Origin of the sequence: Novipirellula methanifontis (assembly GCF_052161655.1) — a bacterium.
GTDB lineage: Bacteria > Planctomycetota > Planctomycetia > Pirellulales > Pirellulaceae > Novipirellula.
This window is the reverse complement of record NZ_CP197418.1, coordinates 5,533,145-5,557,266: the sequence shown is the minus strand read 5'-3', so window position 1 is coordinate 5,557,266 and position 24,122 is coordinate 5,533,145. Positions and strand designations below refer to the sequence as shown.

Genomic DNA, 24,122 nt, shown 5'->3' with positions numbered 1-24,122 from the left:
CTGACGAAACTCCTCAAGGGGCCTTCGTGCGCCAAGATGATCGGATGTTGGTAAAACAAGATTGATCGGGGCCGCAAACGAGTCCAACTCGCGTGCCAATCGGCTGCAGCTTGTCTCCAGCGAGACTGGCTTGCGAAGAGGGGCTACCGGATAAAAATCTCAAATTTGTTCGCGGTGCAAACCAAATCCGCTCAACGAATCAACTTTGCTACTAAATCAGCAGTCTTCTTCGTCGGTGGAGAGGTAACTACAGTGAAGGCCGGAAGAAAAACTCACCGCTAATATCAGACGTCAATATCACAGTTTAGCAGCCCAGCACAGGCCCCGACGAAGTGGCGCCCGAGGTCAAAGTCGCCGTCTCGGCAGCCATCGTCAACTTGCAAATGGCCGGCTACGCCTACATTCCAATTAAATAACCGGAGCGGCGCAGATCAAAAAAAAAATGGCCAAATTGAGAAACGGGGGTCAAATCAGCCCGAGTGATTCGATTGCCTCGGCGACGCTGGTAAAGCCGGCGATGTTGGCGCCGCGAGCGTAGTTGCCTGGCACACCGTACTCATCGGCCGTCGCTAAGCAGCGATCATGGATGTCTTTCATGATCTGTGCCAATTTCCGGTCGGTAAATTCGAACGACCACGTATCACGAGACGCGTTTTGTTGCATCTCCAGTGCGCTGGTCGCAACACCGCCCGCGTTGGCGGCCTTTCCAGGCGCGTATGCAATGTCCGCTTCGATAAACAACTCGATCGCTTCGGGTGTCGTCGGCATGTTCGCCCCCTCAGCAACCGCAATGCATCCGTTTTCAAGCAACGTTGCGGCATCCTTTCCTGTCAATTCGTTTTGCGTCGCGCACGGCAGCGCCACGTCACATTTCGTTTTCCAGATATTACCACCGTGCTGGTACCGAGCATCTTCCCGAACCTCGCAATACTTCTGAATTCGCCCGCGTTCCACTTCCTTGACTTGCTTCAACGTCGCTAGATCGATCCCCGCTTTATCGTAGATGTATCCGCCGGAGTCGGAACAAGCGACCACGCGACCCCCAAGTTGCGTCACCTTCTCGATCGCATAGATCGCGACATTTCCTGATCCTGAGACAATACAGGTCTTGCCGTCGAGTGATTGCGATCTAGCATTCAGCATCTCTTGGACAAAATACCCCAGTCCATATCCGGTAGCTTCGGTGCGAACGAGTGCGCCGCCGAAACGCAGTCCTTTTCCCGTCAGCACGCCCGACTCGTAGCGATTGCTGATCCGTTTGTATTGCCCGAACAGGTAACCGATCTCGCGTTTGCCGACTCCGACGTCACCGGCCGGAACGTCGGTATATTCACCCACATGACGACAGAGTTCGGTCATGAAACTTTGGCAGAACCGCATTACTTCGGAGTCGCTTCGCCCTTTGGGGCAAAAGTCACTGCCTCCTTTACCGCCGCCGATTGGTAAACCGGTGAGTGCGTTTTTGAAGATCTGCTCAAACCCAAGAAACTTAATAATCGAGAGATTGACGGAGGGATGGAACCGCAAACCACCTTTGTAGGGGCCTAAAGCACTGTTGAATTGCACACGGAAACCACGGTTGATATGCACCTGGCCCTGGTCATCTTGCCATGGCACGCGAAAGATGATTTGGCGTTCGGGTTCGCAGATCCGTTCGATGATTTTTTGATCGGCAAAACGCGGGTACTTTGACAACACGGGGCCCATCGACGAGAACACTTCTCGGACCGCTTGTATGAATTCCGTTTCGCCGTGATTGCGTTGTTGGACATTCCAAAATACTGACTCTAGCTTTTCATCCATAGTTTCTTTTTAAAGTTTGATGCGTCGGAGGTTGTTTCGGCACAGATGAATTTCAAACCATGCGGTCCAGTCGGGGCCGTAGTGATTCTGCCCAGCGGAAAAGCAACTGGTATGCCGGTGATCCTTTCGAAACCGACGGCATCGTCGACGTGACGGCATCGATTGGTGCGATCGATCGTCATGTCCAGCCACGTTCAAGAAACATGGGGCACAGCGAGGACGTGACAAGAAAGGGGCCATCCGCCCCATCAGCTAGCACTAAGGCAAATCGGCTAGCAATAAGATGGCAATCGACGTTCCGATTCGAGGCGACGGGCTCAACGATCAGGAAGCGGACGATGGCCGTTTCGCATCGTTGGCGATATTTTTTCGCCGTGGTGCATTTTTACCCTACACGAAGGGGCGACACATCTCGTTAACGACGCAAGTGTCAACCGAAACTCACGGTGTGTCGCTGTGTGTTGACAGTACTGCGTCATAGAAAACGCGGGCGACACGCGTTCTAGACGTTCCGCACAATGGCAAACAAGGGGCCGCGAACAAAACGACTCACGCGAACAAGGTTGGAACAACGTTTGCGTTCTCAATCGAGATCGTGTGCATTGTCGTGTGCCAATATCCCCGAAGGAAACAATTGTGGCGATTGTAATGAGAACCTGTGAGGTTACTGTTCAAACCAATCACGGTCTTGTCTTTAAAGTTGTTGTTCCCACGGCTGACTCCGATCAGCCAGACAAAGAGGAGACATCGACTCTGCGTCAACAACAGGGGGAAAATCCTGTTGCAACACCCCGCCTTCGGCAATGGGCCTCTGGCTCGATTCCGTTGGCGTCTTCGAAGCGTTAATCGGTTCAATAATACGGATCCGCGCAGGCTTTCATCCACCCCGGCATCATTGCCGGGTGCTTCACACCTTTGCCTTCTTTCTGGCTTTCTTTCCGGTCTTCGCCATCTTGTGAACGGCATCGGCTGCGACAACCCAACCTCGGCAATTCAGAGCGCCACAGCGGCACTGGGGCGTGCCTTCGTGAGGCTCCCACTGATAGTCGAAAACAATCTCCGACTCAGGTTCGATGTTGCAAACCGCGACCAGTCCGAGCGAGTGTTTGGTGAGTTGCACCAACTCTGAATTCGGGCTGCAGCTATGATTCAAAAACGCTGCTGGAGTCGTGGGCTCAAGATACCACTGCTCGTTCAGCTCCATCACATAGTCAGACCCGTTGTAGTTTTCATGCGGCAGTAGCTGTCCCGTCACCTCAAACACAAACTCGCCGGGCAAAAATTGACGAGCCGCATACACGCCGAGGCCATATTTGCCTTTACGGACTTCGACATCGTCGTCGTGATAGTTGCGTAAACCGTGCGTTTTATCAACCTTCTTCTGAAGCTTTTCGCGACGTTTCTTTCCCGGTTTCTTTTTCATTTTGCACAAAGTTGCGGATCTGGAGAGTACCCGAAAAGGGGGCTGACCCTTTGGAAGGGAGTCGTTTTTGTTGAGTTTTTTGCCTCGCCGGAGAGGGTCAGACCCCTTTTCGGATACCCTCTTAAGCTGCCAAGTGATATTGCAGGTTTCTCGCGTCGCTGAGTTGTCCAACGCCCAGCATGCAAAAAATAGCGAAGCGATATTTGGACGCCAAGACTAAATTAGTCTGCCCTGCTGGGATAGTGGGCGAGTCATTCGTTGACCGGTCTGTTGATGCCAATGGTATCGAATAGGACAGAGCGAATCGTGCATCGCAGCCACGCTCGCGACTTTGAAGACGGGCAGATGTGTTCACCGCACATGTTCACGGTCAGAAATGCTTTGCGAAGCACGGGGTCGCAGAACTGTGTATGCTTTTGTTCTCGACACCCAGCCCCGCCCCACTCAACCTACCTAACGACAGCGTTTGCGTCACTGCGAAAGGTTTCCTTGCCATGCGTCTTACTCAAACACTCTTGATTCTCGTCTGTTCGTTCGTCTTGTTTGCACCGACGACACATGGTGCTGATTCCTTGCCTGAGGAATCTGCCGAAAATGGCTCCCTCCGTGTCGGTATTGTCGAGAAGGACATTACACCACCGACGGGCTTTCCGATGGCGGGGTACTATCACGAGCGATTGGCCGAAGGGACGATCGATCCGCTGAAGGCCAAAGCGATCGTGTTTCGTGACGGTGACACAGCGGCCGCGTTAGTTGTTTGCGATTTGATTGGCATCGCCAGCGACTTGTCACGCGAAGTCCGCAAACAGGCGTCCGAGAAAACGGGCATTCCGGCCAGTCATATTGTGATCTCGGCAACCCACTCGCACACCGCTCCGGACTACATGAAGGAGTTGTACCTGTATTTGGGCCAAGAGGAACAAGAGCCGCTACGGGCAAAGTATATCGCGAAACTGATCGGCGAACCTGTTAAGGCGATCGTCGAGGCTCATGCCAATGCGAAGCCCGCCACCTTGACCAGCGGATCCGCAACGCAGATCACCCCCGTGTCTTTCAATCGTCGCTCGGTGATGCGAGACGGCAGCGTTCTGACTTGGCAATCCGAATCGAATCCAAATCGCATCCGTGCCGCCGGACCCATCGATTCCCAAATCGGTTTGCTTGCGATCCGTGATGCCAAGAGCGGCACAACTCGCGGCATCCTCAGCAATTTTGCCTTACATCTTGATACCGTTGGTGGGATGAAGTGGAGTGCGGATTATCCGTTCTTTATCGAACGCACGTTACGTGAGGCACTGGGCAACGACGTGGTTTCCCTATTCGGTGCCGGTTGTTGTGGGGACATCAACCACGCAAACCCCGCGTCGAGTGTTCGCAACAAGGCAGATTTCATCGGCAATTCGATCGGTGGCTCGATCCGTGACGAACTTGCTCAGCTGACGCCGATCGCAGGCACACATTTAGCTGTTAAATCACAAGTCGTACAATTGCCATTGGAAGAGGCTACTGCGGAACAAGTGCAGAGAAGTGCACAGACGATCGATCTGGTCAAAAGCGGCAATAAAGTGGATTTCCTTGACCATGTAACTGCTTACAAAAAGCTGATACTCGATCAATTACGCCACAAAAAACCGCATGTCAAGTCGGCCGACTATCTGACATGGGGAATGAGTCGATCGTTGGCTGGAATTGGCGACACCTTGCCAGTCGACGTGACAGTGATGACGATCGGAAATGATGTGGCCATTGTTTGTCTTCCCGGCGAAGTGTTTGTCGAACTGGGACTTGCGATCAAACAGGCCTCGCCGTTTCGCACGACCATCGTGGTCGAACTATCGAACGTGGTTGAAACGATTTACGTCCCACACCGTGCCGCCTATGCAAGCGGCAGCTATGAGGTCACGAATTCGACCGTCACTCCAGGCAGTGGCGAGATTTTAGTCGAAACAGCAGTCACCCTGCTGCGACAGGCTGCGATGGAAAACATGTGAGCTCCGTAGCATCAACTGCGGTTGATGCTGGTTGCACATGCATAGAAGGTTGAGAGCGTCGTTTTCGAGCCAAACAAGTCTACGGACATCCTCGTTTTCTCAACTAGCGGTTGCGACGCTCTTGGCCGAAACGTGCTCGGCCTCAGTTTGGTTGTAAATTTTCTTTGCCATATCTACCTTGAGACCGCTCTCCACGCGAACGGATATCAATGCACCGCCGTCTTTGATGATGGCCTTCTTATTCTCTGGCTTTGGATTCAGAGAATCATTGATTTCGATTACTAAGTTCGCGAACACGCTGACCCTGGCGATCGAATCCGAGTCATCAAGACTGGGAAACGAGCAACGAATGTCGATTGCTGAGACGGGCAATCTAGCAGCAATCAGGTGCTGTACGAACGGCATTCGAGATCTGTCTATTCGGTTATCGATCGGCACAGAAAATGCATTTTGATCCTATCGGTAATCGAGTTGCGAAAATTTTAGAGATCACGACGAGCGCGCAAGCGATGATTATCGCAGCTAATCAATAGCTTTGCTGAGACTGCAACCCAATAAGAAAAAAACGGTGTCCCCATGACGAATCGCCAAAGACTAACGATCCTGCAGATCAACGACACACACGCTTACCTCGACGAGCATTGGGAATTGTTTCGCGAGGCTGCGGGTGTTCGGCATGAAATGGTTGGCGGCTACTCGCGAATCAAGTCCTACTTTGATCGCGTGCGTCGTGAGTGCGGTGAGGATGCCGTCTTAGCACTGGACAATGGTGACACCCTGCACGGCACTTACCCGGCCGTGAGCACGAAAGGCGAAGCCATTGTTGGTCCGCTCAAACAATTGAAGCTCGATGCATGGACAGTGCACTGGGATTACGTCTACGGCACTGAGCGGATGCGCGAGCTTGCCAATGAAATCAACCATCCGTTGTTGGCATGCAACTGTCACCGCAACCAAACTGACGAATTGCTTTTTCCGGCAACGGCCGTGTTCGATCGCGGTGGCATCAAGGTAGGTGTGATTGGAATCGGCGCTTACATCATCGACAATGCGTTTCCACCAGAGGTGAGCCAGGATGTCTATTTTACTCTCGGTCGCGAGGAGCTGCCGCGCCACATTAAGGTGCTGCGTGAGCAGGACCAAGTTGATTTGGTCGTCGTGCTGTCGCATTTGGGATTTCCACAGGATTGCCAGCTTGCGACCGAAACGGTTGGCATCGATATATTTCTAAGTGGCCACACTCACAACCGCATGTACGAACCGCTCGAGATCAATGGCGCAACGATCATTCAATCCGGGTGCCACGGTTCTTTCGTGGGAAGATTGGATATTGAAATGGCAGACGGAAACGTCGCTGACGTCAAACACCGTCTGGTTTTGATGGATAGTTCCATTGAACGCGATTCCGAAATGCAGCGGCAAGTCGATGCAATCTACATGCCGCACAGTGCCATGCTGAGTGAAGTCGTTGGAAGGACAGACACCCATCTCAATCGCTACGCCGCGATGGAATCAACGATGGATAACTTATTGCTGGACGCTATTGCGGAGGCAGCAGACACAGAAATCGCATTCTCTAATGGCTGGCGTTACGGCGCTCCGATTCCAGCGGGCGAGATCATCGTCAACGATTTGTGGAACATCATTCCCACGAACCCGCCTGTTTCCGTCGTTGAAATGTTGGGCTCCGAGCTTTGGGAGATGATGGAAGAAAACCTGGAACGCACGTACGCACGTGACCCTTTCGATCAGATGGGCGGCTACGTCAAGCGTTGCCGTGGAGTCAACATTTACTGCAAGCTCGAGAATATGCGGGGGACTCGAATTCAACAGTTCTTTGCAGAAGGCGAACCTCTGGATTTGAACAAGACCTATAGGGTCGCGTTCGTGACGGAGCAAGGCGTTGCAGAGAAATACGGAAGTAACCGAAAGGATCTGAACACGACTGCAATCGAAGCGTTGAAAAGTTATTTGAAATCACACAGTCCCGTCATGCCGGAGCTCCGTGGGACTGTGGTGGCTGTTTAGCTTTTAATCCTCCGAATCAGGGATCGTTGTAAGAAGTGAACACGCATTCCAATTGATTCGCGGCTGTCGACTTGTCGAAAAGGAATGTCACTCGCCGTGCAGAGTGCGAGGGTATGTAGTCGATGGTCAATTCGCGTTCGTCTTGACCGTCGCGAGTTGCCCGCACGACCAAATCTGATACGGGACGACCACCTTGATTGTGGACGATGACCGTTACAGCGTGGTTGTTTCCTGTCGCTTCAATCTGCTTAATTTCTGCCGTGAACGAAGGTGGACCTTGTTCCACAACTGCTCGGTATCCCAGAAAGCAGAATGTCCCACCAACCAAGACTGCCCCAATGGCGGCGACGATCCATTCGGCGATAGGAATGCGGTCTTCCGTTTTGTTGCGGGATGCACTGCTTAATTTAAATTCATGCATGATGGATTTCAGAGGATCAAGCGAGCGGCAGCGGCACCGACGGCGGCAGGCATCGCCAATACCGTTGTGGACATGACGACTTCATCAAACGCGGTGTACTCCGTTCGTCCGAATACCCAAAGGCAAAACAGACTAACTAGCAAGGCGATTGCATATCCCGGGATCGTGAATCGAAAGAAGACACTGGTCGCTGAATGTTCCTCGGGAATTGATACCTGACCGTGAAATTTCAGCTTGTAAACGAAGGCGTGCATGATGACAAGCGAAAGCCCCACCAGCACGAGTCCATGCCAAGCTGTCATCTTGAATGCAACTAGAATTACTTCTTCCGTAGGTGCGACATTGAGTGCCAAGAAAATCGCGCCAGCCAACATGAGAAACATTTCACGGAAATAGCAGCCCAGATTGTTGTGAGCGTGCTTGGTCGATTGTCTTTGACGTCCCTGCTGTTCTTGTTGTCCGTCGTCATCCGACATTTGGCTTGACGCTAGCACCGCACCGAAACTCGCTGCCATGGCGTGCAGAATAATCTTGCCCACGATCTCATATAAAGTTTCGTTGAATGGTCGCAAAACCGCCAGCACAATCAGAATGGTGGCTGCGATTACGCAACCAACGCAGTAGGCGACGAAGGCATCGACGATCGCGCCGAGTATTCCAACCGGCTCTTCGAAGCCGCTATAGAACGCGAGCCCCACGAGGATCGGGAACAACGCGGCCAACAACGAGGCAATCTGCAGCGGTCGCATTGTAAATCCCATCCACCACATTTCCATTGTCATCAGCATCGGTAACGAAAACAATAATGCACCCCCGGCAGCTCTGCTTAAACCAACTGCAAACCGCCGGGGAAATATTCGCGGCACGGATGGCCTATCGTGGCGTTTCACATGAGATCCTAATTTCAATCTGGCCATTCATAGCGTTTTGGAGTGTCGACGCGGTTGAATGAAAGCGATTGTCATGCCAAATGTACTTCGGCAAAGAGGGGCTGAGACAAAACTGGCAATTTCCGATCAAAGCAAATTGCAATCGGATCGCTGCGAACCAGATCGAAAATCGCTGGATGCAGTGGGGCAGTTCAGCGGGGTAGGGGACTGTGCTACAATACTGCACCTCACCCCTTCGCGATTTGCGATAGCGATTAGGTTAAATCGTGATCGTCCCACCCTACACTGCAGGATTATGGCTAGACCAACGCTCATCGGCCAATTCAGCCTTCTCGCTGTTCTCTTTACGACTTGTTTAGGAATACCCGCGACCGCAGCGGAGGACAATCACGTGCTTCGCCGCAGCAATCTTGTCGCTTGGTGTATCGTTCCCTTTGACGCAAAGAATCGCACCCCGGCAGAACGCGCCGCGATGCTGAAGGAACTGGGGATCACCCGCGCCGCCTACGATTGGCGTGCGGAACATGTTCCGACTTTCGAACAAGAAATTTTGGAGTACCAGAAACACGGCATTGAGTTCTTTGCGTTTTGGGGTGTTCATGACGATGCATTCAAGTTGTTTGAGAAATACGAAATGCATCCTCAAATCTGGCAGATGCTTCGTGACAATGGCGGTGATAATCAGGTAGCCAAGGTTGAAGCGGCGGCGCAGCAGATGCTCCCGCTTGCCAAACGCACCGCTGCGATGGGATCTCCTTTAGCACTGTACAACCATGGAGGTTGGGGCGGCGAACCCCAGAATCTTGTCGCGGTTTGTCAGCGTTTGCACGAGCTAGGCCAAGAACATGTGGGCATCGTCTACAACTTTCACCACGCTCACGGGCACATCACGGACTGGGCCGATTCGTTTGCCCTGATGAAGCCGTTCTTACACTGTTTGAATCTAAACGGGATGAACCCGAACGAGCAGCCCAAGATTCTCGGCATCGGCAAAGGACAACACGAATTGGAGATGATTCGTGTCGTGGTCGAAAGCGGTTATGACGGGCCAATCGGAATCCTTGACCACCGCAATGAACTTGATGCACACGATTCACTGATCGAGAACCGCGATGGATTGAAGTGGATCCGTCAGGAACTCGGTGCTCGCGGCAGTGCAGGATCGCTGCCGCCGACTCCATCAAGTTACATCAAACCGAGCGTTCCAGACGAGGCTCATTCGGGGCGAATCTTCCCCGGCGCTGATGCCTACCGAAATCCGGCGCTTACCGTCGAAGTCCGAGCGACGATGCTGAGCAGCGATGGCTATAACATCCTCGTCGCGAGCGATCCGAAACAATCATCGGATCACTGGGAACTGTTTTCGATGAATCGTAGCGGCAATTTGACAGCCTACCTGCCCGGCAAGACTCCCGATCACGTTCGTTCCACTGCGATGATTTGCGACGGCAAGCCGCATACGATCTCGATGATCTATGAACCCGGTCGCATCCGACTTTATGTGGATGGAGAGCAAGCCGCGGATCAGCCGATCGTTGCTACCGAAAACAAATCGAGCGTGCCCGGAGCTTTGGGCATTGGACGACTTGTAGAACGCGAGATGGGATTTGCGGGTGAGGTTCAATGGGTTCGGATTTCCAAAGGAGTCCGAGAGATCCCTACGACACCGTTGGTCGATGTGTCACGTGATGAAGCGACGCTTGGATTGTGGAAATTGGGCAGTGAGCATGCAGAGGAGTCGCCACGACAGCATCAACACGGTGGATTCGAATCGAAACATTCGCAAGCTCATGATACGGCGAACGCGGCCGAACTTCCCTACGATGCAGTAGCGGTAGCACGGCTGATTCGCGAATCGCAGAAATCGGGTGACGCGATGCGAGGCGCGAGCGTCTTTGCCGATGCGAAATTGGCGTGTTTGTCGTGTCACAAAATCGCTCAGCATGGCGGTGCGGTCGGTCCCGAGCTGTCCAATATTGCCAAAGATCGCACGTTAGCTCAGATCGTCGAGTCGGTGTTCTGGCCCCAGCGGGACGTGCCGCCGGAGTTCATGACCTGGAAGATTCTGACGGCCGATGGCAGTGTCGTCACCGGATTCAAACACAGTTCGGATGATCAGCAAGTGGTTATCCGTGACTCGGCATCCGCGAAGTTGACTGCCATTGCAGCCGATGAAATCGAAGAGGAATTCGCGGCGGGCTCGGTAATGCCGAACGGATTGACTGCGGCGATGTCACATCAACAGCAACTCGACTTAATTCGATTCTTAGGCGAGCTTGGTCGTGACGGAACGCCCATTTCCGAGCCGATCCAACACGCGCTCGCGCACAGCCAAATGCACGGGCAGGTCGGTATACACGGGCCGGTCGAGTCACCACGCACGACCACCCCGCTTGTTCCTGCGAACTGGCCGCATGCAACCCATCCGGTGAATCGCGACCGTTTGTACGATTTTTACATGAAGCAGGCTGAATATTTTCGTCGGCAACCCCACCTGCCGATGCTGATCTCACCCTATCCGGGCCTGGACGGTGGCGAGCAGGGGCATTGGGGCAATCAGAGCGAACCGGATTGGGGCGATGATCGCTGGAACGGCACCCTACTAGGCTCAGTGCAGGCGGGCGTCTTTCGTGCCGACGGGATCACGGTGCCACGCGGCGTTTGCGTACGGCTTGGTGACGAGGACGAGATGTCCGCTTGCTTCAATCCGGACACGTTGTCGTTCGACGCGGTGTGGACCGGTGGTTTCGTCAAGTTTGATTCGGTCCGCTTTGGGTTCGTCGGGGGCTTGCGCCCGGATGGCAAACTGATTGCGGCGCCAAAACGGGAAAAACTCGTTGGACCGTTTCAGTACCAAGGTTTTTATCGACACGGCAAACGTGTCGTGTTCGCCTACACCGTCGGTGATGTGAAGTATCTCGATTCTGCCTGGGTTCAGGAAGGCAAATTTGTTCGCGACGTGGCGCCGCTGGACGAGCATCCGCTGCGGCACGTGACCACGGGAGGACCGCAACAGTGGCCCGAAGCTCTTGTGACGAAGATTACTCGTGGCACTGGGCGTCCCTACGCTATCGACACGATCGAGCTACCGAACGACAACCCGTGGAACGCACTCGTGTTCTGCGGTGGCCACGACTTCCTGCCCGATGGCAGCGCGTTGGTATGCACGATGCAGGGGGACGTGTGGCGTGTCAGCGGAATCGATGCTGCATCAGACGATGAGGGGACGGCACGTTGGACGCGTTTTGCATCGGGGCTACATCACGCGTTGGGATTGGTGGTGTCCGAAGGACAAGTCTATGTTCAGTGCCGAGACCAATTGACGCGTCTCACTGATGTGAATCACGATGGTGAAGCCGACTTCTACGAGTGTTTCAGCAATGCGTTTGTAACGTCGCCCGCCGGACATGATTTCATCTGTGGTTTACAGCGTGACGAACAAGGCAACTTTTACACCGCGTCGGGCAATCAAGGACTACTGCGTATTTCGCGGGACGGAAAGAATGCAGACGTGATCGCGACCGGGTTTCGCAACCCCGATGGATTGGGGATTCTGCCTAACGGGACGGTGACGGTGCCCGTGTCCGAGGGTGGATGGACGCCTGCGTCTGCGATCCACGCGATTCCGCACGCTGGCTCACACGCAACGAACGATCCGCCTCACTACGGCTATGGCGGACCGAAAAACGGCCAGCCGCCTGAATTGCCGTTAGCCTATCTGCCACGCGGTCTTGATAATTCCAGTGGCGGTCAGGTCTTTGTGGACAGTGACGCGTTCGGGCCGCTGGCTGACCAATTGTTGCATTTTTCGTTTGGCACCGGGACTTGGTTTGCCGTGCTTCGCGACAAGGTTGATGATCAGTTGCAAGGTGCAATTGTCCCGTTAACCGGTGATTTTTTGTCGGGAGCCCATCGTGGTCGCTTTCATCCCGGGGATGGACAATTGTACGTATCCGGGATGTCGGGTTGGGGATCGTACACCCGCGATGACGGTTGTTTCCAGCGCGTTCGTTACACCGGGGACGCGGCTCAGGTGCCGGTTGGCTTCCATGCTTATGAAAACGGCATCCGCGTCACCTTTGCACTGCCGCTCGATGAAGCGATCGCCGGCGATCCAGCACAACATTTTGCCCAATGCTGGAATTATCGTTACAGCGGCGGATATGGATCGCCAGAGTATTCGACGACGCATCCCGGAACGGCGGGACACGATCCGCTGCGAATTCAATCGGCTCACGTGCTCTCGGATCGCCGCTCGTTGTTTTTAGAAATTCCGGAGTTACAACCTGTTAACCAACTGCATTTACGGATGCATGTCAACGACGACAAGACACCTTCGTGCAATCCTGCCGGTGACGGCCAAGACATGTTCGTCACCGTGCACCAATTGGATAAGCCGTTTACCGATTTTGCGGGGTACCAACCGCGACAGAAGCAGATTGCGGCTCATCCGCTGTTGGTCGATTTGGCATCAATGTCAGAACGAGTCTCGAACCCATGGCACCAGAAAATTGCCGGCGCGAGAGAGATCAAAATTGAAACCGGCAGCAATCTGACTTACGCCACTCGAGAATTCAGCGTGCGAGCGAATGAAGTATTAGCCGTGACGCTGTCCAATCCGGATGTCGTGCCCCACAATTGGGTTCTCGTGCAACGCGGTGCACTGCAACACGTCGGTGAGCTTGGCAACCAGATGATCGCAAATCCGAATGCGTTCGCTCAGCAATACATCCCCGAATCGGACCAAGTCATTGCACACACCGATATTGTTTCGCCAGGCCAAGAACAGACGATCTATTTCCTCGCACCCTCCGCACCCGGCCGGTATCCTTTTCTCTGTACCTTCCCGGGGCACTGGATGGTGATGAACGGCATGATGGTGGTGGAACGTGGAAACGGTAGCTAGTGCTTCATCCAACGTTAACGTTGGGGTAGTGGACGAGGCAACGAGTCCCTGAGGTGCAATAGATCGTGGGGACTCGTAGCCTCGTCCACTACAGCAAACCCTAAAATCAAAAGTGGTCGATGCACAACCGCATTCTCTCTGTGAATAACGAGTCGCCCTAATGAACGAGCCGAATCCCGTCATCATCTTCGATACTTTGAATGCGTTTCAGCGTACGGGTGCGTTGAAGGCTGCAATCGAACTGAGAGTCTTTACTGTTCTTGGCGAGGCGCCGCTTGATGCGCATGCGATCGCGAAGGCTTGTAACACGAGCACACGGGGAATGCGGATTCTGTGTGACTATTTGACAGTGATTGGTTTTCTCGAGAAGGCATCGGACGCCTACTCTTTGACCCCCACGGCCGCCGTGTTTCTCGATCAGGATTCGCCGCACTATATGGGCAGCGTTGCAAGCTTCGTCGCAGCCGATGCGATCATGGACACGTACCGTGATGTCGCAGGTGCCGTTCGTAAAGGCGGCACATTGCTGCCGGACGGTGGCAGCACAAACATTGACTTCGAACTATGGGTTGAGTTTGCGAAGTCCATGGGGCCGATGATGAAGCCTGCGGCCGAATTCATTGCAGAACGGGTTGCAGAAAAATTTGCAGCTGAGCCTTTACGCGTCCTCGATATCGCGGCAGGGCACGGACTTTTTGGGATCACGATCGCGAAACGATTGGCGGATGCCGAAATCGTTGCTCAGGATTTCGACCGCGTGCTTGAGGTCGCGAATCAAAACGCAGCCCTGGCCGGCGTCAGCGATCGATACACATTGCTGCCTGGTGATGCGATGTCGGTAGATTTCGGTGACGGGTTCGATTGCGTATTGCTAACCAATTTCTTGCATCACTTTGGCGCCGAAAAATGCAAGGATTTGCTGAAGAAAGTGCGTGCCGCCCTGAAGCCTGGTGGGGTCGCAATTTCGCTTGAATTTATTCCCAACGAGGACCGCGTTTCCCCAGCTACTGCTGCGACCTTTGCACTGACGATGCTGATGAGTACCGATCAAGGCGACGCTTACACGTTCGCTGAATACAAAGACATGTTTACGGCGGCGGAGTTTGTCAGCAATCAACTGATCGATGTTCCCAATTCGCCCTCGCGGCTGGTGGTCAGTTCTATCGAGTGATCACGGCACACCAGTTTGATTTGCTTGGTGCCTGCAACGCTTGTGGTTTACCGCCCGCCAGTTCGGATGTCGGTCCCCAATCTCCGCTGTCAATGTTGATCCACTTGACGCGCAATTTGCCGTTCGTGGCAGAGAGATCGACGTCGACCGATCCGCCATGCGGGAAATAGACGGCGTATTTGTTCTGCGAATCGGTCGCCAGATACGCTTCGTTCGTGCTCCGATTGGAAAGTAGGGAGTTGTTCGGAGTGACGTCCCAGAGCGGCACAAGTGATTCAAGTTTCCGAGCTGCCCGAATCGCAGCCTTCGCTTGATCCGACAGTCCCAAACCAGACGATGGGCGATGGAATCTGGCTGATGCCGCACCACCAATGAGATGCCGCCAAAATCGTTCGACGCCATCCTGGCTCGTGTGTCCAAACTTGTTGCCGTCCGCCCCGTAGGTCTTCACCGTGTTGATCGGGCGAGGCTGTTTGATCAGCCGGTCGCGAAGTGCTTGGAAGTTGTCCCAGTGCTGCTGCGATTTCTTGTGATTGTTCTGCGACACGTCGACGTAGTCATAACGTCGTGGATGATCGAGAGTGCGGCGATGTTGCGGCCCCGTCAGATCCCAGTCGTCCCACATTTCAGTGATGCAAACCGGTTGCCTTTGTTCTGTCGACTTGGCCCGAATATACTCCGCCCAATACGTTGCCCACGCTTCCTCGCCGCTCGTTTCGTTGTCGATGCAGTACAGCACGTGCCCATATTTCAGTGAATGCGAGAGCATCTTGTCAACGAAATCATGTTGATATTTCAACACAGTCGTGTTGTTACGCTGCTCGGGCGTCGTGAAAAAGAAGGGCTGGTCGTTTTGACCAGGATGCTTCGGGTACTCAGCAGCCAGTCCCGACTGCTTGGCCGAGTAGTTCACGTTATTTCCCGGATTGTACGGGTGTGGCGGCCAATGTTCACGAGAGTAATCGAAGCGATCCCACACCTCGATCTGAACCACGATGTCGCGGTCCGCAGTCAGTCGCAGCATCGTTTCAAATCGGTCCCAGTACTCATCGTTCCATCGATTGAGATCGTATTTACCATTGTCGAGCTGTTTGAACGGATACAACTCGAATCCCTCATCGTGTCGATCACTCATCGTATTGCGGATGTAGTTCGCACCGACCAACTTCATCTCATCAAGATGTTCTTTCAGATGTGGAAGCTGAAACAAGTTGTCATCCACGGACCCGCCCAACAGTAGCAGGTTGTTGCCTTTATACTGCCAGTAAAAAGGATGCGTGTCGCTTGGGCGAATGCGATCGGCCGCAACAATCGGTTTAGCACCGTGCACTGGCGACCCACAAGGCGCAAGTATCATGCAGAATAGAACGAAACGAAACATGTTGAGAGAACCCGTAGCAGTAAGACGCACTGTGATCTGCTGTTGTGCAAACAAAAAAGTGGCTGCAGCGTTAGATAGTATACGGCACCCCGTTCCGCCGTCGGTGAAGCGTGCCGGCCAATGCCAACACTTCCTTTGTTGTGCTCGAAAAACCGTGTTCCTACGGTTAAACTAGCTTGATATCCCAGCTGACTCCAACCTTGATCACCACCTCAACGGATAACCAACTCCATGTCCAACCGACGTACGTTTTTCAAAACAGCTGCAATCGCTGCTGGTACCGCACCACTTGCGACGGCGGTTTGTGCGAAAGAGCGGACAACCACCCGCTCCGGAGTTGCAGATTACAACTATGCGCTGCCCACGCTGAAAAAGGGCTGTCGGTTGCTGTTTCAGGGAGACTCGATCACGGACATGAAATGGGGACGCAACGAAAAAGACCGCAACCACTATCTGGGGCACAGTTACGTCTTTCTGATTGCCGCTCGTTTGGGAGTGGAACTTGCGAGCTCGGAGCTGGAATTTTTCAATCGGGGAAACAGTGGGAACACAGTGGCCAATTTACGTGAACGATGGCAGAAGGATGCGATCGACATCGATCCGGACGTGCTCAGCATTCTGATCGGTGTCAACGATGTCGGTCGCATGATTCGCGGCAAGCAGGATCACGTGCCACTGGATCATTGGGAACGCAACTATCGAACGATTCTGGACGCTAGTCGCGTCGCAAATCCACAGTTGAAAATAGTCTTGCTCGATCCCTTCGTACTCCCGTCTAGCCGATTCAGCGACGGTGCGCATGCCAAATGGAGAAGCGAAGTGGATAAGCTGTGCAAAATCGTCGCCCTGATGGCGAATGACTACGAAGCCGTCCACATTCCAACTCAACAAGTATTTGACGACGCAGTGAAAACGGCAAAGCCAGAACACTGGATCTGGGACGGCGTTCACCCGCTGCCGCAGGGACATGAGCTGATCGCTCGAACCTGGATTCAACGATTCTTGCAATCGGCTTAGACGAGATCCCGCCTTTGATGAGTTTGCCAGCAACCTCCAACACACATGTTCTAAGCCCAATATCGTGTTTTCACGAGAAATCGCTTGCATATCTATCCCTAGACGCGTCATAACAACACATAGCGGGACGGGACGGCGACTCTATTCGGAGCTTATCAATGCGATTGTTAGATCGGTCAATCAGTTTGGCATTGTCATGCATGTTTGTTTGTGTGGCGTGTCTGGCGAGCAATTCCCAAGCACAAGAAAGCGAGATCGAGGCTCGGAGTGAATTCTCTGGCAAACAATTGTTTGAACACTCGTGGAAACCGGCCGGTACGACGCTTCGGCAGTCAAACACTTCTCAAAGCTCAATAACTCAATCCGCCTCGCACCGAGTCTTGGTCCGCGGTGATGGACTTGGTCCGCTTCACAACGCAACCTCGTGTGCCGATTGCCACAAGAATGGCGGCGGAGCCGATGTACGTCATAATGTGACGCTGATCACAGTCGATCCAAGATCGCGGGTGATGAAAGACAAAAAGGAAGGCGGCAAACAGCTACTCGAAGTCTTCCCAGGATTGATCGGCCCCACGGGACAGTTGGCCTTCAGCACCGTCGTTCACAATCACTCCACACGGCCCAACTATTCGCCCATCCGCGATCGATTATCCGACTACGTGCCCGACGGCATCGATGACAAGTGGATTAACCCCGAGCAGCGAACGAGTGCGGCGATCGCGACCCAGCCTGTGGTGGCCGGACGACACCAAGCGGTAGACTTCTATCTCAGCCAATTGAACTCACCGGCACTGCATGGACTCGGTGCCATTGACTTGATCAGTGTTTCTCGCATCATTGCGTTGGGCGAGCGGCAAGCAAAGAAATCAAACGGTGAGATAAGTGGTCGATTTGTTGGCAAGTTTGGATGGCGTGGTCAGGTTTCGTCGTTGGCGAGTTTTACAACACAGGCGTGCGCAGGCGAACTTGGGCTGACTGTGGGCGCAGGCGGTGTTCCGCCGCGTGCGAGTCGGCGTCCAATCCATGTGCAAAATAACCAAATACAAAATTTTGAGCAGCTGGATTCTGCATTAAGGGGACCTTCAACCGTAAGCGAATCGCAACTAGCAAGAATGGATGCAAGTTTTTCTGCGACGCAAGCAGGCGACCCAGCTGACTTTGGATACACGAATGTTGGCAGAGACATGTCAATGGAAGAAGCCGCAAAACTGACGGCGTTCCTCCGCGACTTGCCACGGCCGATCGAGGAACCTCAGCCTGGACATACCTATGCGGATGTTCGCAGCGGAGAGAAAGTATTTGTTTCGGTGGGCTGTAGCACGTGTCATGTTGCCGACCTGCGTCCCGTTTCGGGAATTTTTAGCGATCTACTGCTCCACGATATGGGGCCGGACCTACAATCCCCTCTCGCCGCACCCTTGGGAAGCATTACTAAAACACGAGTAATCTCACCGGTTGTATTTGAAGAACGTGGTCCGAGTGCATCGTCGGCACTACAAGCTTACGGATCGGGCGAATTCAACTCGCGATTTCCAACCGCCTATCCGATGGACGAACCCGAACAGCCGCAGTTTCCACGTGGTGAAGTGCCCGAGACCGACGTGGTTTACTGGGACACGCTGCAGCGTGAATGGCGAACGCCGCCGCTTTGGGGTGTTGCCGACAGTGCCCCTTATCTGCACGATGGCCGCGCCGAAACAATCGAAGATGCGGTGTTGTGGCATGGCGGTGAAGCTACCGCGTCACGGAATCGTTTCTACGATTTATCGAGGGCAGATAAGGATCGAGTGTTAGCATTCCTGTCGTCGCTGCGAGCGCCCAAACCGACGGGACAAGACGCCGATTAACTGTGATGGGCTTCGTTAGTATCCGAAACTCTTGGCGAGTTTCGCTACCAGGCTGTGAATCTTTTAAAGTCGCCTTTCGCTGCGCGAAAGTACGCTCAGTAACGCAACTTTTGCGGAGCAAAAGGCGACTTTCAGGGACCATCGTTAAATAGATTCACAGCCTTTACGCAAAACGGCGATGCGCGGGCATACGGGATGCTAACGACCGATGACAGGCTAGAAGCCTATCCCACATTAAAAATGCAAGGCTCGTTGGACGATTTCGTGGACGTCTTTGCATAATCCTGGATGCTCGGCGATTCGTTTCAGCTCGTTCTGCATTAGCGTCTGCCGTGATTCGTCAAATCGGCGGTAGCTGTTAAAAGCAGCGACCAATCGGGCAGCCAACTGTGGATTCGCCGATTCGATCTTTATTACATAGTCTGCCAACAGCCTGTAACCCGCTCCGTCGGCTTGATGGAAACGCACTTGATTCTGAGTGAACGCGCCGATCAGCGCACGAACGCGGTTGGGGTTGTCGACGCTGAAGTCGGGATGCGCCGTCAACTGCTTGACGTGCTCGATCGTGTCTTCGCGACTCGAAACCGCTTGCACCGCAAACCATTTGTCGACCACTAATGGGTCGGCTTTGTATTGCTCGTAAAACGCCGAGAGTGCCGCGTCACGTTCAGGCACATCCAAGTTGGCCAGTAGCGATAAAGCCGCTTGTTTGTCGGTCATGTTGTCCGCCTGACGAAACTGACCGTCAATCAAAGTCACGGACTCGGGCGAATCCAACGCGGACAAGTAGGCCAACACAACATTTTTCAAACGGCGACGGTTGATCGATTTCTGATCGTTCTTGTACGGTCCATCGCCAGCCAAATCGTTGTACAGTGCTGTCAGTTCCGTCTGAAAACTTTCCGCCAATCGTTTGCGGTAGAACCGGCGAGCGGTGTGCAGCGAATCGGGATCGATTACGTCCATCTCTTGCCCTAACACGCTTTCGCGAGGCAATGTCAACGCGAGTGCCTTGAATGCCGCATCAACCGATTCGTCACTCAACACGCGGGCAAAGGCATCACGGAATTGCTCGGACAACTCCAGAGTTTTACCCTCTTTGACGGAATTTGCCGCATCGAGCAGCAACTTCGTCGCGAGCGTCTGACCGGCGTCCCACCGATTGAACGAATCGGTGTCATGAGCCATCAAAAAGGCGAGTTCCTCGTTGTTACGCTGCATTCGCAAGCGGACTGGCGCCGAGAAACCTCGCAGCACTGACGCAATTGGCTTGGCACTCAATCCGCCGAACGTGAATGTCTCGGATTCCTTTTCCAGCATCACAACGCCGCTGTGCTGCTCGATCTCTTCGCCGCTTTCGGCATCCAATAATCCCACGCGTATTGGCAATGGCACCGGTTTTCGATCGGTGGTTCCTGGATTGCCACCCGACAGCGTTGGGTAGGATTGCTTCATCGCCAGCGCGTACTCGGCCTTGGCTGCGTCCCAGGTTTCAGCGACGGTCAACTCCGGCGTCCCCGCTTGTGAATACCATCGCTCGAACAGATCAAAATTGACATCGTTGGCGTCCGCCATCGCAGCTCGGAAATCGTCGCAAGTGACGGCTGAATTGTCGTGTCGCTCGAAATACAGATCCATGCCACGTCGGAACCCATCGGCGCCCAGGATCGTGTAGTACATGCGAATGATCTCGGCACCTTTGCGGTACACCGTGGCCGTATAAAAATTGTCCATCGAAATATAGGACTCAGGCCGAATGGGGTGCGCCATCGGGCCACTGTCTTCGACAAACTGGCCAGCTCGCAATCCCGACACGTCATCGATCCGCTTGACTGCGGCCGAGGTCTGATCGGCGGTGAATTGCTGATCTCGGAAAACCGTCAGCCCTTCTTTGAGCGTCAGTTGGAACCAGTCACGACAGGTAACGCGATTGCCTGTCCAGTTGTGAAAGTACTCGTGAGCGATCACGGCCTCGATCAACATGTAGTCTTCGTCGGTCGCCGTGTCCGGAAGTGCCAACACGTATTTGGAATTGAAGACGTTCAGGCCTTTGTTTTCCATTGCTCCCATGTTGAAGTCGTTGACCGCGACGATCATATAGATGTCCAAGTCATACTCGAGTCCAAACACGTCCTCGTCCCACTTCATCGATTTCTGCAGCGACACCAAAGCGTGCTCGCACTTGTCAATGTTTTGCGGTTCGACCCAGATCTCCAGTGCGACATCACGTCCGCTGCGAGTAGTAAACGTGCCTGAATGACACTTTAAAATACCGGCGACCAGGGCAAACAGATAACTCGGTTTTGGAAACGGATCGGCCCAAACGACTTCGTGCCGCCCATCATCCAGTTCTTGTTCAGAAATTCGGTTTCCGTTGGACAACATCACGGGACACGTTTGTTTGTCACCACGGATCGTGACCCGATATGTCGTCATCACGTCGGGACGATCCAGGAAATAGGTAATCCGGCGAAAACCAACCGCTTCACACTGAGTGCAGTAATTGCCCGACGTTTGATACAGACCCGAAAGTGATTTGTTGGTCACTGGCGAGACCAGAACTTTCGTTTCGATCAGGCACGATTCGGGCAAATCCAGTAGCGTCATTCCATCGTCACGAAGATGGTATTGATCCTCTTCTAAGCGTTTTCCATCGACCGCGACTGATTGCAATTTCAGATTTTCACCGGCCAGTTCCAGTGCGCTGGATGATTGCTGCGAGTTTCGACGCACCGAAATTTTGGCCGTCACCAAGGTTTCACGAGGATCAAGGTCGAATTCCAGTTCGACGTTATCGATCCAATAGGTGGGTGGCTGGTAGTCGCTGCGAAGGACAGGTTTAATCGATTGCGTGGCGGTCAACGAACTAGGCTCCAACGATTGAGTGGTTTGCGAACGCTCTATTTGAGCCGAAGTTGCGGGTTGCAGACCAGCCCCGGTAAAAAATGTCTTCGTCGCGGCACCGTCGTTGATTGTTTTGCCCCGCTTGAACCTTCTATACTGGTTCTCACATTCAAATTCGCTTTAGCTACGTTCCATCGATTCATGACAAACGACACGACAAAACCCGAGCCCAAACCGACGCGTCCCGCCTGTCCTGTTTGCGGCGGGGCAATGATCGAAATTCGGGCTAAACTGCAATGCTCGCGTTGCCACACGATCTGCGAAACCTGCTGCGAAGGCGGCCCAGGCTGACGTGGGGGGCAATCTGCGTAGGAAAATCACAACCCGACGCACCAACGCTGTGAAGCATTTCGTAGCGGAACTCGTCAAGAGTTTCGGGGGCACACGACAGGAATCGAAAGTCTTGACGACTTCCGCTACGCTGAATTAGCACAAACCCTATAAGAAAAAATACTTCACAGCGTTACCGACGCACGCTCATTCGTCTCAGCTGACTGCTAACTTTGATTTACACAGAACTTCACATTTGTAACCGGACTGGCACATTGAATCGAACTCCTTTGATCCTGCTTGCGGCGATTTCGTTTTTGTGGGGTTCCTCACCCACGCTGCTGGCAAAACGACCCAACGTCGTCTTTATTTTGGCGGACGACTCGGGGTACAGCGACGTCGGTTGCTATGGCGGCGAGATCGCAACGCCGCACTTGGACGCACTCGCCGATGGCGGACTTCGTTTCACTCAGTTCTACAACACCGCTCGCTGCTGGCCGACACGCGCAGCCCTGATGACGGGGTTCTACGCCCAACAAGTCCACCGCGACGCCCTGCCGAAATTTAGCGGTGGTGCCCGCGGAGCGCGTCAGTCGTGGGCGAAACTGATTCCCGATTATTTGAAACCGCAGGGCTATCGCAATTACCACAGCGGCAAATGGCATATCGACGGCAAAGTGCTCGATGCGGGATTTGACCGCTCCTATTGCGTCAATAATCAAGGCAATTTCTTTACCGACAAAGGCAATTTGATCGACGATGTTGCTGTGAAGGTTCCCGCGGACGAAACGGGCTATTACACCACGACTGCAACCGCGGACCATGCGATCGAGTGTTTGAAAGATCATCAAACGCATTTCGCTGAGCAGCCATTTTTTCATTACATCGCGTTTATCTCGCCGCACTTTCCACTGCACGCGTTGCCTGAGGATATCGAGCGATACCGCGACAGCTACCTCGATGGCTGGGATGCAATGCGTTCAAAACGTTTTGCCAAGCAGCAGCGACTCGGTTTACTGGACACCACGCTTTCCGCATTGGAACCCGACGTCGGGCCCCCCTATGCATTTCCCGAAGCGATCAAGGAACTAGGACCGGGCGAGATCGATCGTCCACTGCCGTGGGATCAACTGACGGAACAACAAAAGCGATTCCAGGCCACCAAGATGGCGATTCATGCCGCGATGGTGGATCGGATGGATCAAGAGATCGGACGCGTGGTCGAGCAGTTGCGTGCGATGGGAGAACTCGACAACACGCTTTTGTTTTACGCATCTGACAACGGTGCTAGTGCCGAGATCATGATTCGTAATGGCGGTCATGATCCAAATGCCGATCCTGGTTCCGCAGCCACCTATCTCTGCCTTGGCCCCGGATTCTCGAGTGCCTGCAACACTCCGTTTCGTCGTCACAAAACGTGGGTTCACGAAGGCGGCATCAGCACGCCGTTGATCGTGCACTGGCCGGCCGGGATCGAGGATCGGGGTGAGCTACGACACACGCCGTCACATGTGATTGATATTTTGCCCACGATTTTGGATGTCACAGACAGCAAAATCCCCAAGGAACTAAAAAAGCAAGACCGCCCCGAATTTCCTGGCAAAAGTCTTGCGTCGGCGTTCAAGGATGATGTCACCGTCGAGCGAGATGCATTGTGGTGGTTACACGATGGAAACCGCGCCATCCGAATTGGCGACTGGAAATTAGTAGCCGCCAAAGGAGAGCCATGGGAACTTTATAACATGAAAGCCGACCGCGCCGAGTCGAACAACTTGGTCTTACAAATGCCTGAAAAAGCCGAGGCATTGGAAACTCAGTGGAATGCCTTGGTGGAACAGTTCAGCGAGCTGGTGAGAAAGACCAACTCCGAACAGCCGAACGCGAAAAAGCAAAAGTCGAAGCGATAAAAGCGGTGTGGGAAATCGGCATTTGCCCGCCGCTGTTTACTAAGGAGATCCGGAACAATCACTGACGTAGCGGAGCTCGTCAAGAGTTTCGACCTGCCTGGAAAACGAAAGTCTTGACGACTTCCGCGACGGGAAAACCCGCCACTTGATGATCCGATAGTCT

The 24,122-nt window shown here is 53.6% G+C and carries 15 protein-coding genes; 8 read left to right on the top strand and 7 right to left on the bottom strand.

Features of this window, described 5'->3' with window-relative positions; all coding sequences use genetic code 11:
- Positions 1 to 465 precede the first annotated feature (465 nt).
- Positions 466 to 1,803, bottom strand: a complete 1,338-nt coding sequence (gene gdhA, locus SH528x_RS20220) for an NADP-specific glutamate dehydrogenase (RefSeq protein ID WP_442505262.1) — start codon at positions 1,801 to 1,803, stop codon at positions 466 to 468.
- A gap of 283 nt (positions 1,804 to 2,086) precedes the next feature.
- Between gdhA and SH528x_RS20215 the strand changes: the two genes are divergently transcribed.
- The gene (locus tag SH528x_RS20215; RefSeq protein WP_442505261.1) at positions 2,087 to 2,284 is read left to right on the top strand and encodes a hypothetical protein; all 198 of its coding nucleotides are present in this window, start codon (positions 2,087 to 2,089) and stop codon (positions 2,282 to 2,284) included.
- Positions 2,285 to 2,710: 426 nt separating this feature from the next.
- On the opposite strand, the gene SH528x_RS20210 is transcribed toward SH528x_RS20215, so the two are convergent.
- Entirely contained in the window at positions 2,711 to 3,226 is a 516-nt protein-coding gene (locus SH528x_RS20210) for an SET domain-containing protein (protein ID WP_442505260.1), read from the bottom strand.
- Between the two features lie 494 nt (positions 3,227 to 3,720).
- On the opposite strand from SH528x_RS20210, the gene SH528x_RS20205 reads away from it, so the two are divergent.
- A complete protein-coding gene (locus SH528x_RS20205; RefSeq protein ID WP_442505259.1) occupies positions 3,721 to 5,217 on the top strand; it encodes a neutral/alkaline non-lysosomal ceramidase N-terminal domain-containing protein in 1,497 nt (498 codons plus the stop codon).
- 99 nt (positions 5,218 to 5,316) lie between these two features.
- Here the strand turns inward: SH528x_RS20205 and SH528x_RS20200 are convergent, their stop codons facing one another.
- On the bottom strand, positions 5,317 to 5,622 hold the full coding sequence (locus tag SH528x_RS20200; RefSeq protein ID WP_442505258.1) for a hypothetical protein: 306 nt from the start codon (positions 5,620 to 5,622) through the stop codon (positions 5,317 to 5,319).
- 171 nt (positions 5,623 to 5,793) lie between these two features.
- Between SH528x_RS20200 and SH528x_RS20195 the strand changes: the two genes are divergently transcribed.
- Positions 5,794 to 7,245 carry a bifunctional metallophosphatase/5'-nucleotidase gene (locus SH528x_RS20195; protein WP_442505257.1) on the top strand — a complete coding sequence of 484 codons (1,452 nt, stop codon included), beginning with the start codon at positions 5,794 to 5,796 and terminating at the stop codon, positions 7,243 to 7,245.
- A gap of 16 nt (positions 7,246 to 7,261) precedes the next feature.
- Here SH528x_RS20195 and SH528x_RS20190 read toward each other — a convergent pair whose 3' ends face one another.
- Together SH528x_RS20190 and SH528x_RS20185 are read right to left on the bottom strand one after the other, a co-directional pair.
- Positions 7,262 to 7,666: a hypothetical protein gene (locus tag SH528x_RS20190; protein WP_442505256.1), complete on the bottom strand. Its 405-nt coding sequence runs from the start codon at positions 7,664 to 7,666 to the stop codon at positions 7,262 to 7,264.
- A gap of 8 nt (positions 7,667 to 7,674) precedes the next feature.
- Positions 7,675 to 8,583 carry a TIGR02587 family membrane protein gene (locus SH528x_RS20185; protein WP_442505255.1) on the bottom strand — a complete coding sequence of 303 codons (909 nt, stop codon included), beginning with the start codon at positions 8,581 to 8,583 and terminating at the stop codon, positions 7,675 to 7,677.
- A gap of 268 nt (positions 8,584 to 8,851) precedes the next feature.
- On the opposite strand from SH528x_RS20185, the gene SH528x_RS20180 reads away from it, so the two are divergent.
- Both SH528x_RS20180 and SH528x_RS20175 read left to right on the top strand, forming a co-directional pair.
- On the top strand, positions 8,852 to 13,462 hold the full coding sequence (locus SH528x_RS20180) for a DUF6797 domain-containing protein (RefSeq protein WP_442505254.1): 4,611 nt from the start codon (positions 8,852 to 8,854) through the stop codon (positions 13,460 to 13,462).
- A 160-nt stretch (positions 13,463 to 13,622) separates the two neighbouring features.
- Positions 13,623 to 14,633 (top strand): methyltransferase family protein, encoded by a 1,011-nt coding sequence (locus SH528x_RS20175; protein ID WP_442505253.1) that lies wholly within the window; start codon positions 13,623 to 13,625, stop codon positions 14,631 to 14,633.
- Here the strand turns inward: SH528x_RS20175 and SH528x_RS20170 are convergent.
- Positions 14,623 to 15,990, bottom strand: a complete 1,368-nt coding sequence (locus SH528x_RS20170; RefSeq protein WP_442505252.1) for a putative collagen-binding domain-containing protein — start codon at positions 15,988 to 15,990, stop codon at positions 14,623 to 14,625. The genes SH528x_RS20175 and SH528x_RS20170 overlap by 11 nt on opposite strands.
- Positions 15,991 to 16,245: 255 nt before the next feature.
- On the opposite strand from SH528x_RS20170, the gene SH528x_RS20165 reads away from it, so the two are divergent.
- Positions 16,246 to 17,031 (top strand): SGNH/GDSL hydrolase family protein, encoded by a 786-nt coding sequence (locus SH528x_RS20165; RefSeq protein ID WP_442505251.1) that lies wholly within the window; start codon positions 16,246 to 16,248, stop codon positions 17,029 to 17,031.
- 158 nt (positions 17,032 to 17,189) lie between these two features.
- Positions 17,190 to 18,878 (top strand): di-heme oxidoredictase family protein, encoded by a 1,689-nt coding sequence (locus SH528x_RS20160; protein WP_442505250.1) that lies wholly within the window; start codon positions 17,190 to 17,192, stop codon positions 18,876 to 18,878.
- A 234-nt stretch (positions 18,879 to 19,112) separates the two neighbouring features.
- Here the strand turns inward: SH528x_RS20160 and pepN are convergent, their stop codons facing one another.
- Complete coding sequence (gene pepN, locus SH528x_RS20155) at positions 19,113 to 21,740, bottom strand: aminopeptidase N (protein WP_442505249.1); 2,628 nt, start codon at positions 21,738 to 21,740, stop codon at positions 19,113 to 19,115.
- A 587-nt stretch (positions 21,741 to 22,327) separates the two neighbouring features.
- Here pepN and SH528x_RS20150 point away from each other — a divergent pair.
- Entirely contained in the window at positions 22,328 to 23,959 is a 1,632-nt protein-coding gene (locus SH528x_RS20150; protein ID WP_442505248.1) for an arylsulfatase, read from the top strand.
- Positions 23,960 to 24,122 lie beyond the last annotated feature (163 nt).

Bases quoted from the DNA above. Each gene is read 5' to 3' on its own strand.
- SH528x_RS20180 (WP_442505254.1), top strand. From the start codon at position 8,852: ATGGCTAGACCAACGCTCATCGGCCAATTCAGCCTTCTCGCTGTTCTC.
- SH528x_RS20210 (WP_442505260.1), bottom strand. From the start codon at position 3,226: ATGAAAAAGAAACCGGGAAAGAAACGTCGCGAAAAGCTTCAGAAGAAG.
- SH528x_RS20160 (WP_442505250.1), top strand. From the start codon at position 17,190: ATGCGATTGTTAGATCGGTCAATCAGTTTGGCATTGTCATGCATGTTT.
- SH528x_RS20215 (WP_442505261.1), top strand. From the start codon at position 2,087: ATGGCAATCGACGTTCCGATTCGAGGCGACGGGCTCAACGATCAGGAA.
- SH528x_RS20170 (WP_442505252.1), bottom strand. From the start codon at position 15,990: ATGATACTTGCGCCTTGTGGGTCGCCAGTGCACGGTGCTAAACCGATT.
- SH528x_RS20200 (WP_442505258.1), bottom strand. From the start codon at position 5,622: ATGCCGTTCGTACAGCACCTGATTGCTGCTAGATTGCCCGTCTCAGCA.
- SH528x_RS20175 (WP_442505253.1), top strand. From the start codon at position 13,623: ATGAACGAGCCGAATCCCGTCATCATCTTCGATACTTTGAATGCGTTT.
- SH528x_RS20205 (WP_442505259.1), top strand. From the start codon at position 3,721: ATGCGTCTTACTCAAACACTCTTGATTCTCGTCTGTTCGTTCGTCTTG.
- gdhA (WP_442505262.1), bottom strand. From the start codon at position 1,803: ATGGATGAAAAGCTAGAGTCAGTATTTTGGAATGTCCAACAACGCAAT.
- SH528x_RS20190 (WP_442505256.1), bottom strand. From the start codon at position 7,666: ATGCATGAATTTAAATTAAGCAGTGCATCCCGCAACAAAACGGAAGAC.
- SH528x_RS20185 (WP_442505255.1), bottom strand. From the start codon at position 8,583: ATGGCCAGATTGAAATTAGGATCTCATGTGAAACGCCACGATAGGCCA.
- SH528x_RS20195 (WP_442505257.1), top strand. From the start codon at position 5,794: ATGACGAATCGCCAAAGACTAACGATCCTGCAGATCAACGACACACAC.
- SH528x_RS20165 (WP_442505251.1), top strand. From the start codon at position 16,246: ATGTCCAACCGACGTACGTTTTTCAAAACAGCTGCAATCGCTGCTGGT.